The sequence below is a fragment of the Protofrankia sp. Cr1 genome, from assembly GCF_963555865.1.
In the GTDB taxonomy this organism is placed as follows: domain Bacteria; phylum Actinomycetota; class Actinomycetes; order Frankiales; family Frankiaceae; genus Protofrankia.
In genome coordinates this window covers 1-9,613 of the sequence record NZ_CAUVXO010000180.1, presented here as the reverse complement: position 1 = coordinate 9,613, position 9,613 = coordinate 1, and the positions used below count along the sequence as shown (strand labels likewise).

The window sequence follows — 9,613 nt, the reverse complement described above, 5'->3', positions numbered from 1 at the left end:
CTCGACTATGCCGATCCCGTACGAATTCTGCGGTCGTGCCCAGATGGCCAGGGCGCTCGGCGGGGCCTCCCCGAGAAAGCGCACCGGGCGGGCTGGGTCAAGCCACCCCAGAGGGGCCCCGGCTCTGACCCAGCCCGCCCGGTGCGCTGACGATCTCGAGGCACCCGCCGCAAGCGCCCTCGACAACCGAACTAGACGGCCACACCCGATGCGCAGTACGGGCCGAACAGAACGGAAACACTCAGCGGCTCCCCGGCCACCGACACCACCGTGGCCAGACTCGCTGCAATTCACAGCTGACGTCCGAGCACAGAGGCTCCACCCCCGAGTCAGAGATTGTGATTCTTGCCACGACAGCCACAATTTCCGAAGTCTCCAGCGAGACATACGGCCCGCCCGACGAGCACCTTCATTTGCGCCCTGAGGATCTGTAATGAAGTAACAAGTGCATTCTTGCACGTTTCTTCGCAGGTCGCGGGTTCGCGGGGGGCTCAGGGTGCGCAGGTTATTTCATTCCGCATCCTACGACGACCGACCACTCCGAGGCCACATCGTCTGGCACGGCAGTGACGGTCATGCGTGGGAAAACCTGCGCGCACCGGCGCGTATTTCCGCAGCTCAGGTGCTGTGGCGATATGGGAATGATATTTTCCCACCGCTGGGAATGACTCGGTGGACATCGACCTGCGAGACTGGGGCTGATTCGACGCCCTCGCCTCTGAAAGTAGGGCTTCCTGACTCGGTCGTTTGACTCGTCCATTCCTGCCTGAAAGAGTAACTACGTGATTATATTCCGGGACACCGGCGGTGGCGCGGCTGACGAGGCCACGCAGGCTGACGCGCTGCGCGAGGCGATGATCGGTGAATTGCGTCAACTGAATGCGATCCGCAGTGACCAGGTCGCCGACGCCTTCCGCACCGTGCCACGGCACCTCTTTGCGCCGGGGGAGCTTTTGGAGAGGGCCTATGCTGCCAACAGCTCCGTGGTCACCAAGAGGGACGAGCACGGTGCGGCCATCAGTGCCGTCTCCGCGGCGCACATCCAGGCGACGATGCTGGAACAGGCCCGACTCGAACCTGGTATGCGGGTCTTGGAGATTGGATCGGGTGGTTACAACGCGGCGTTGATCGCCGAACTCGTCGGCGAGACCGGCGAGGTCACCACGGTCGACATCGACCCGGACGTGGTCGAGCGTGCCCGGGACTGCCTGGCGGTTGCGGGGTACGACAGGGTCAACGTGGTGTTGGCGGACGCTGGGGGCGGTGTGCCAGAATTTGCCCCCTACGATCGCGTGATCGTCACCGTCGGCGCCTGGGACATCCCGCCTGCGTGGTCCGATCAACTTGCCGAGGGCGGGCGGATGGTCGTCCCGCTTCGGATGCGCGGGCTGACCCGCTCGGTGGCGTTTGAGCGCGATGGGGGTCACCTGGTGAGTCGGGCCTATCACCTGTGTGGCTTCGTGCCGATGCAGGGCGCCGGCGCCCACGCCGAGCGCCTGGTCGCGCTCGAGGGGGACAAGGTCAGCCTGTGGGTCGACGGGGACCATCCGGTTGACGCCGACCGCCTACGCGATGGCCTACACGGGGCCAGGGTGGAGCGATGGTCGGGAGTCGAAATCGGCGGGTTCGAGCCGCTCGACGACTTGGACCTGTGGCTCGCCACGGCGGTGGATGATTTTGCTCTCCTCACGGCAACGAACGACGTGATCGACAGCGGACTTGTCGCCGCGTCGGCGCGCCGGGGGGCAAAGACGATCGTGGCGGGTAAGACGTTCGCCTACCGTGCCGCAGCACGACCGGTGGACTCCGAGCGCACCAGGTTCGAGTTCGGTGTGGTCGCCCATGGTCCGCAGGCTGAGGCTCTCGCGGAGGAGTACGTGGCGCTGATCCGAACGTGGGACCGCGAACACCGTGGAGGTCCGGGAGCGCGCATCGCCGTATACACCGCGGCGACCCCGGACGATGACCTTCCCCGAGGGCGGGTCATCGATAAAAACCAGACGCGAGTCGTCATTTCCTGGCCCGGATAACGGGTGCACTGACCGACAGCGGAAGCTCGCACAGCAACCAGTCAAGGAGGAATCTGTGACAACTCAGATGGACGTGGATGCGCCGCTCTCTCCAGCAGCGGCATCGGAGTTTGATCTCGACGTCAGCATCGTCGAATCCGGGCCCGTGATCGCAGAACTGATGCGGCTCACCGACGACGGCTGCGGACAGACCTGCGAGACCGCCTGCCCCGCGACAACCTGCTAGATCGCATTATCCGGCAGCCCTTCGCTTTTACTCCCCGACTGTTGGGTGCGAACATGTACAGGTTCGTTGATGCGGCCGTCGTGCGAGTAGTCACTCATCCGTCTGGACTGGACTTTCCGCCCTGGCCGGACCTGGCTGGCAGGACGGATGAGGATGTGGCGCAGTGGTGTAGTTGGCTGCGCCAGATTTGGGCATTCGAGGCGATTGCCGCGGCTATCGAGGTGGCCAGTCCGGTTCTGGCTTTCCGTGTCCGGGAGGTGTGCGACGGCCGCCCCCTTCCAGCGCGCCAGGTACGGCGTGCGGTGGTGTCAGTGGTCCGGTATCTGTTGCGGACAACCAGCCGGGCGACGCCGTTCGGTCTGTTCGCCGGTGTCGCGTCGGCGCGCTTCGGTCCCGAACTCGTGGTGCGCTATGGCGAGGAGCACCATGCCGTGGCGCGGGTTGATACCGAATGGTTGGCGGGCGCCATCACTCGGCTGGAGACGTGCTCCGAGCTACGGCGTCTGCTGCCAGTCGTGGTGAATAACCTGGCGTTTGTCCGCGACGGGAGGCTGGTGGTGGGTTGCCAGCGGCAGGCAGGCGCATCGAGCCGCACCGCTCCGGCGGAGGTGTCGGTCCGGTGCACCACGGCAGTCGAGACCGTCATCACAGCTGCGCGGTCGCCTATCCGTGTCGGTGACCTGGCCGGGAAGCTGACGGCCGACTTCCCCGAGACGCCGGAAGCGGTGATACAAGAGATGCTGGCCACGCTGGTCGCGCAACAGATCCTGGTCAGCAACCTGCGCCCGCCTATGACAGCGACCGATCCCCTTGGGCATGTCGTCGAGGAGCTGGCGGTGGTGGGCGCCGACGAGGTCCCGCGGGTTGCGGACCTGTTCCACCGGCTCCGCGACGTCCACCTTGACCTGTCCCGGCACAACCGTATGTCCTCGTCCGCCGAGAGGCGGGACCTCAGAAGCTCCGCCTCAGCGCAAATAACCGCCGTCTCGGCTACCGAGCGGCCGGTTGCGGTCGATCTCCGGGTTGATTGCGCGTTGGTCTTACCGCACGCAGTCGCGCGGGAAGCGGAGGGCGCGGCGGCGGTGTTGACCCGCCTGACGCCGTATCCCGCCGGTTTCCCGGCCTGGCGGGACTACCACGCCCGGTGGTTTCTTGAACGGTATGGGATCGGCGCGCTGGTCCCCCTCAGGGAAATCCTCAACGCCGATACCGGGTTGGGGTTTCCCGCCGGGTACCGGGATGCGCGGCTGAAGCCGCCACCCGTACCGGCGCTGTCCGAGCGCGATGTGCAGTTGCTGGCGATGGCGCAGACGGCCGCGATGGATCACAGCCTCGACGTTGTGCTCGGCGAGGAGACGATCGCGGGTTTGGCGGTGGACGACGCCGCCATGGCGCAGGTGCAGCCGCACACTGAACTGCGTTTCCGTGTTCATGCGCCGACAGCGGGCGCGCTCGACCGGGGCGAGTTCTCCCTCGCCGTCGCCGGGGTGTCCCGGGCGGCTGGAACCACGACCGGCCGGTTCCTGGACCTCCTCGACCGTGCAGACCGCGAGCGGATGGTCGACGCGTACGCGCAGCTGCCCACGGTGAGCGAAGACGCGATTCCGGTCCAGGTGTCGTGTCCCCCGCTGTCCCCGCGGGCTGAGAACGTCGCCCGCAGCCCCGCGGTTCTGCCCGACGTGGTGTCCCTGGCTGAACATCGTCCGCCCGGCTCCGGTGTGATCCCGCTGGACGACCTCGCGGTGAGCGGCGACGCCCGAGGGCTGTACCTGGTGTCGCTGTCCGGGGGGCGCCCGGTGGAGCCGGTGGTGTTCAGCTCCGTGGAGTTCACCAACGCCGCCCACCCGCTCCTGCGATTCCTCTGCGAGATCAGTACGGCGCGTGCCGCCGTGTGCGCCCCGTTCTCGTGGGGTGCCGCCAGCCGGTTACCGTTCCTGCCCAGGGTCCGGTACCGGCGCACGATCCTGTCCCCGGCCCGCTGGATTCTGGCCGCCACCGACCTGCCGGGCCCTGCGACCCCCTGGCCGCAATGGTTAGAGCGCCTGGCGGCGTGGCGGCGCCGGTTGCTCGTCCCCGACGCGGTGTTCCTGGGTGCGGACGACCGCCGTGTCCGGCTGGATTTGGACGAACCCGCGCACCTACACCTGCTGCGGTCCGACCTGGACCGTGCCGGGCACGCCACCCTGCGCGAGGCACCGGAGGACGGCGCGTTCGGCTGGTTCGGCGGGCGTGCCCACGAAATCGTCGTTCCCCTGGCGGCCACCAGCCAGCCGAAGCGATCTCGCGGTCCGCAGCGGACCAGGCACGTCGGTACGGTCGGCGTTGAGCACGGGCACCTGCCCGGCAACAGCGACTGGCTGTACGTGAAGCTCTACGGGCACCCGGACCGGCACAGCGCCATCCTCACCGCCCATTTCCGCGGCCTGCTGTCCAGGTGGGACAGCCCGCCAGAGTGGTGGTTCATCCGATACCAGGACCCCGAGCCGCATCTGCGGTTGCGGATACGGCTGCACGGAGCGGACGCCTTCGGTGAGACCGGGCAACGTGTCGGCGCCTGGGTGGCTGGCCTGCGACGCCTCGGCCTGGTCGGGCAGGTGCAGCTGGACACCTACTATCCGGAGACCGGACGTTTCGGCTCCGGCACGGCGATGGCAGCCGCCGAGTCGGTGTTCGCCGCCGATTCGGCCGCGGCGATCGCCCAGTTGACCCACTCCGGTCACAGCGGCGCCCCGCACCAGCACGCCATCATCGCCGCGAGCCTGGTCGAGCTAGCCGCGTCCTTCACCGGAGGGATCGGTAAGGGCATGCGCTGGCTGATCGAGCATGCCGGCAAGACCCCGACCTCGACCTCGACCTCGACCCCGACCCGGACCCCGGCCCCGGTTCGGGAGGTTCACGACCAAGCGATCCGGCTGGCGAACCCGCACGATGGCTGGGCCGCGCTGCGCGCGATACCCGGCGGCGAGGACATCGCGGCCACATGGGCCAGACGACGCGCGACGCTGGCCGCCTACCGCGACACGCTCGCGGCCTCGGGTGAGACGGCTCCGAAAGGGGTGTTACCAGATCTGACGCACCTGCACGTCGTCCGCATGGTGGGGCTCTCCCCGGACAGCGAACGGGCCTGCGCCCGACTGGCCCGCGCCGCCGCCCTGAGCTGGACCACCCGAACCCGAGAAGCCCCATGAGCCGCCCCCGCCAGCAGGCGATGGCCGCAGCTGCGGCCATCGCCGATCGCCTGGCCGACCCGCACACCGTCCGTACCGCGGGCAACGGTGAAGCCGGTGGCCGGTTCCTGCCGCAGGGGCTGGCGGGCGGCGCGGCGGGCATCGCTCTGCTCCACATCGAACGCGCTCGCACCGGCCACAGCGACTGGACCACCGCGCACGGCTGGCTGTCCGTTGCCGTGCGCGACGATCTCAGCGCTGGCCCCAACGCCAACCTGTTCTTCGGCGCCCCGGCCCTGGCGTTCGTCACCCACGCGGCGGCCGACCGGCCGGGCAAGCTCACGCGAGCGCTCGCTGACCTCGACATGGCCACCGCCGCCGTGACACGCCGCCGCCTCGAGGCGGCCCACGCGCGTATCGACCGTGGGCAGCGCCCCGTGCTGGCCGAGTTCGACCTCATCCGCGGCCTGGCCGGACTCGGTGCCTACCACCTGCGCCGCAGCCCGCACGACGACCTCACCAGGGCCGTCCTGTCCTACCTTGTCCGGCTGACGGAACCGCTGCATGGCCGTACCGATGGCCTGCCCGGCTGGTGGACCGATCTCGCCCCCACCGGCGACCCATCACCGGACTTCCCCGGCGGTCATGGGAACTTCGGCATGTCGCACGGTATTGCCGCCGCACTGATGTTGTTGTCTCTCGCGCTGCGGCGCGGTGTCGTCGTAGACGGGCAGGTCGATGCCATCGGCCGGGTGTGCGCCTGGCTGGACGCCTGGCAGCAAGAGCACCCCTCCGGCCCGTGGTGGCCGGGGTTCATCACCGTGGAACAGGTCCACCGGGGAAACGTTGCGCAGGCCAGCCCCGGGCGGCCGTCGTGGTGCTATGGCACCCCCGGCCTGGCCCGTGCTCAACAACTCGCGGGCCTGGCCACCGGCGACACCGCTCGCCAACGCGTGGCCGAGACCGCGATGCTCGGCTGCCTGACCGACCCCGAGCAACTCGCCCGGATCACCGAGCGCGGCCTGTGCCACGGCATGGCCGGCGTGTTCCAGGCCGCGTGGCGGATGGCCGCCGACGCCCACACGCCGGACATCGCGGCTGAACTGCCACGCCTGACCGCGAGGCTCCTCGCCCAGGTCCGCCCGGCACTCGGGGAAACGGAGTTCCTCGACGGCCACGCGGGCGTAGCTCTCGCTCTGCATACCGCCGGAACCGACACCGCCCCGCGCACCGGGTGGGACGGGTGCCTCCTGCTCGCCTGACCGGAAACCGGACGGAGGAACCGCCTCGCATGAACCACGCCACCGGCCCGCACCCCAGGAGGCCGTCGTGGCGCCAGGTGTTCATCCGGTTCGACGACTACTCGGCGGCCGAACACACCGGCGTCGCGCACCTGGGCCCGCAGATGGCCAGCGCCGAGACAGCCGGACTCATCGCGTCGTGGTTCTTCATCCGAAAAGCCCCCTGCTGGCGCCTTCGCTTCCTGCCGTCCCAGCCCAGTGTTGAGCAGGGCGCGACGATTTTCATCCACCGGCACCTCGACACCCTGCGGGACGCCGGTCGCATCGCGAGTTGGGTCGAGACCATCTACGAACCCGAGATGCACGCCTTCGGCGGAGCCGCGGCCATGGACCTTGCCCACCACCTGTTTTATCAGGACAGCCGACATATCGTCGCCTACCTCGGCAGCGACCGCGCCACCACCTCCACAGGCCGTGGGGACGGGCGGCGCGAGCTGTCGATCCTGCTGTGCGGCATTCTGATGCGCGGCGCGGGACAGGACTGGTACGAACAAGGAGATATCTGGGCACGCGTCGCCGAGAATCGGACCCTTCCTTCCGACACACCCCTCGACCGGCTACACAGCATCGTATCCGGTCTACGGCGACTCATGACCGTGGATGCGAGCCTCACCAGCCCCCTGATGCAGGAGAACGGGTCGCTCGCCTTCCTTTCCGACTGGGCCGCCGCGTTTACCGAAGCAGGCGCGACGATGGGCGACCTCGCCCGCAACGGTACGCTCAGCCGTGGTACGCGAGCCGTCCTCGCCCACCACGTCCTCTTCCACTGGAACCGTATCGGCCTGCCCTACACGACACAAAGCCTCCTCGCGAACGCCGCCAAGGCAGTCGTCCTGGGCCAATGAAGGGATGCGGTGATCGGGGTGATCGAAGCCGGTGCCGAGGCGACGGATTTCCCACGGGTACATCATCGACGGAAAAACCGAGGGTAAGAGCGGCCGGCAATAGGGGACAAAGATGCGGCGAGCTGGTCAGGATCAGGACGCACAACACGCACTTCTTCGCGCCGAGACAGCGGACTGGTTTCCGCTCGTGCCTCGCACGAGGCCGCCCGGTCGGGCCCTACACCTCCGCGTGGAGGAGATTCGTCGACTTGCGCAATCAGCATCCCAAGAAGCCGACGATATCCGAATATCGTCGGCCGCCGAGGCGTTGAACAAGACAGCCCTCATAGCCAGCGACTGCGGCCTTTCCGATCTTGCTGAGCAGCTCTGCTGGCAACAGTTCGAGATCTTCCAGGCTGCCACACCGCTCACAGCGAAGATAGGAAACCTTGCGCTTCAACCGATCGTCAACCTCGGCCGCCTGGCCACACGCCGCGGTGACGGCGCCCGCGCGTACCGAATCTTCGAGAATGCCTACCATGCGGTCCGAACCGAAGCGACCACGGAGATCGACGGCAGAAACATCGACTTCCGGAAATTCGCGAACCAGACGGAAGAACGCCAAACCCTTCAAAAATTTTTGTGGACCATCCTGCTGGCCGATGGCACCCGTGCACTGACACAGGCCGGCCGATGGGGCGACGCACTCAGGCACATCGAACAGTACAAGGGCATCGGAATGCGAATGCTGGACGGCCGCCAGGTTGCCATTCTCGCGCGATGCACGACCGGCGACCACGACGGCGCCATCACCATGCTCGACGACAGCTCCGCACCCGATCGCTGGGAAAAAGCCGTCGCGACCTGCCTGCGAACACTGTGCCTCAGCCTTGGGAACCGGCCAGCCGACACCTCCGCCGCTGCGATGGTGCGCGCGTACCTCCACCTCGAACCCTCACGTGAGCACCTTCTCTTCCACACCCGCCTGGGACTGTGCGTTATCGACCTCGCCGCCGGTGCACACCGAGCAGAAACGTCGCAGGTTGTCGCCAGAGTCGTCCGTGAGGCGGTTGCCGGCACCGACGCGTACAGCGCTTCTGACGTGCTCTCGCACGAGCAGTGCCGGTTACGCATGACTCAGGCCGACAAGGTCGCCCTGGCCGATATCGTCGAGTGGTCAGGGCTCAAGCGCGCCATGATACCCGCCGACCTGCTAGACAATCTCATGAGCTCCACGAAGACAAGCGAGACACAGCTGGCGCGAGTTCTCGGTCTTTCTTCGCAATGATCAACTCGCAGACCGCGTCCACCGTCCGACCCGCGGCAGCCACCTGGCGGGTCCGGACGTTGCGGCGTCGTCTTTCTGCGCTCACCGTCCCCGCTGCCGTTGACGCGGTCGACCGCCTCGACGAGTTCCTCGCCGCATGACAGCTTCTCCCGCCCGGCGTACCGACGTCCTCTATCACATCGTCTGTGCTGGACCGCCAGCGGCCGACGCCGCAACCTTCGTCGACCTCGCCCGCATCCGAGGCTGGGATGTGTGTCTCCTCGCCACCCCGAACGCCGTACCGTTCCTCGACCTGGTGAACCTGGCCGGCATCACCGGGCATCCGGTCCGCAGTACCTACAAGAAGCCCGCCGACCCTGACGTCCTGCCGCCGGCCAATGCCCTTGTCGTCGCCCCCGCCACCTTCAACACCGTCAACAAGATTGCGGCCGGAATCGCCGACACCCTCGCCGTCAGCCTCGTCTGCGAATACCTCGGTATGGACGTTCCCATCGTCGTCGCCCCCAACGTCAACCCCGCGCTCGCCCGGCATCCCGCATACCGTCGCTCCCTCGACCAGCTCGCCGACTGGGGCGTCACCGTTGTTGTCGACCCGTCCGCATCCCCACCCACCTGAATGGGCGACTGGCTGGCCATCCTCGACACGCTCCCTGCGCCGCACACCGAGGACGACCAGGGCAGGGAGCGGCCAGGCGGAGCAGGAAACCCGTGAGTGCGGTGCTCACATGGAGATCTCCTGTCGCGGAGTCCCATGTCGGAGCGCTACGCCGGCGCGCG

At 67.7% G+C, this 9,613-nt stretch carries 8 protein-coding genes; all 8 read left to right on the top strand.

Annotated features, from left to right (window positions below):
• Window positions 1-782 precede the first annotated feature (782 nt).
• The 8 genes from fxlM to U9980_RS15065 all read left to right on the top strand — a co-directional run bounded on the left by fxlM (window position 783) and on the right by U9980_RS15065 (window position 9,452).
• A complete protein-coding gene (gene fxlM / locus U9980_RS15100) occupies window positions 783-2,030 on the top strand; it encodes a methyltransferase, FxLD system (protein WP_322768491.1) in 1,248 nt (415 codons plus the stop codon).
• 67 nt (window positions 2,031-2,097) lie between these two features.
• Window positions 2,098-2,256, top strand: coding sequence for an FxLD family lanthipeptide (locus U9980_RS15095; RefSeq protein WP_416210279.1), 159 nt, complete (start codon window positions 2,098-2,100; stop codon window positions 2,254-2,256).
• 53 nt (window positions 2,257-2,309) lie between these two features.
• Complete coding sequence (locus tag U9980_RS15090; RefSeq protein WP_322768489.1) at window positions 2,310-5,444, top strand: lantibiotic dehydratase; 3,135 nt, start codon at window positions 2,310-2,312, stop codon at window positions 5,442-5,444.
• Window positions 5,441-6,685 carry a lanthionine synthetase C family protein gene (locus U9980_RS15085; RefSeq protein WP_322768488.1) on the top strand — a complete coding sequence of 415 codons (1,245 nt, stop codon included), beginning with the start codon at window positions 5,441-5,443 and terminating at the stop codon, window positions 6,683-6,685. The genes U9980_RS15090 and U9980_RS15085 overlap by 4 nt, the downstream gene beginning before the upstream one ends.
• Before the next feature lie 29 nt (window positions 6,686-6,714).
• Window positions 6,715-7,569, top strand: coding sequence for a thiopeptide-type bacteriocin biosynthesis protein (locus tag U9980_RS15080; protein ID WP_322768487.1), 855 nt, complete (start codon window positions 6,715-6,717; stop codon window positions 7,567-7,569).
• Between the two features lie 307 nt (window positions 7,570-7,876).
• Window positions 7,877-8,836: a hypothetical protein gene (locus tag U9980_RS15075; RefSeq protein WP_322768486.1), complete on the top strand. Its 960-nt coding sequence runs from the start codon at window positions 7,877-7,879 to the stop codon at window positions 8,834-8,836.
• Window positions 8,833-8,976, top strand: coding sequence for a hypothetical protein (locus tag U9980_RS15070; protein WP_322768485.1), 144 nt, complete (start codon window positions 8,833-8,835; stop codon window positions 8,974-8,976). The genes U9980_RS15075 and U9980_RS15070 overlap by 4 nt, the downstream gene beginning before the upstream one ends.
• Complete coding sequence (locus U9980_RS15065) at window positions 8,973-9,452, top strand: flavoprotein (protein ID WP_322768484.1); 480 nt, start codon at window positions 8,973-8,975, stop codon at window positions 9,450-9,452. The genes U9980_RS15070 and U9980_RS15065 overlap by 4 nt, the downstream gene beginning before the upstream one ends.
• Window positions 9,453-9,613: the final 161 nt, after the last annotated feature.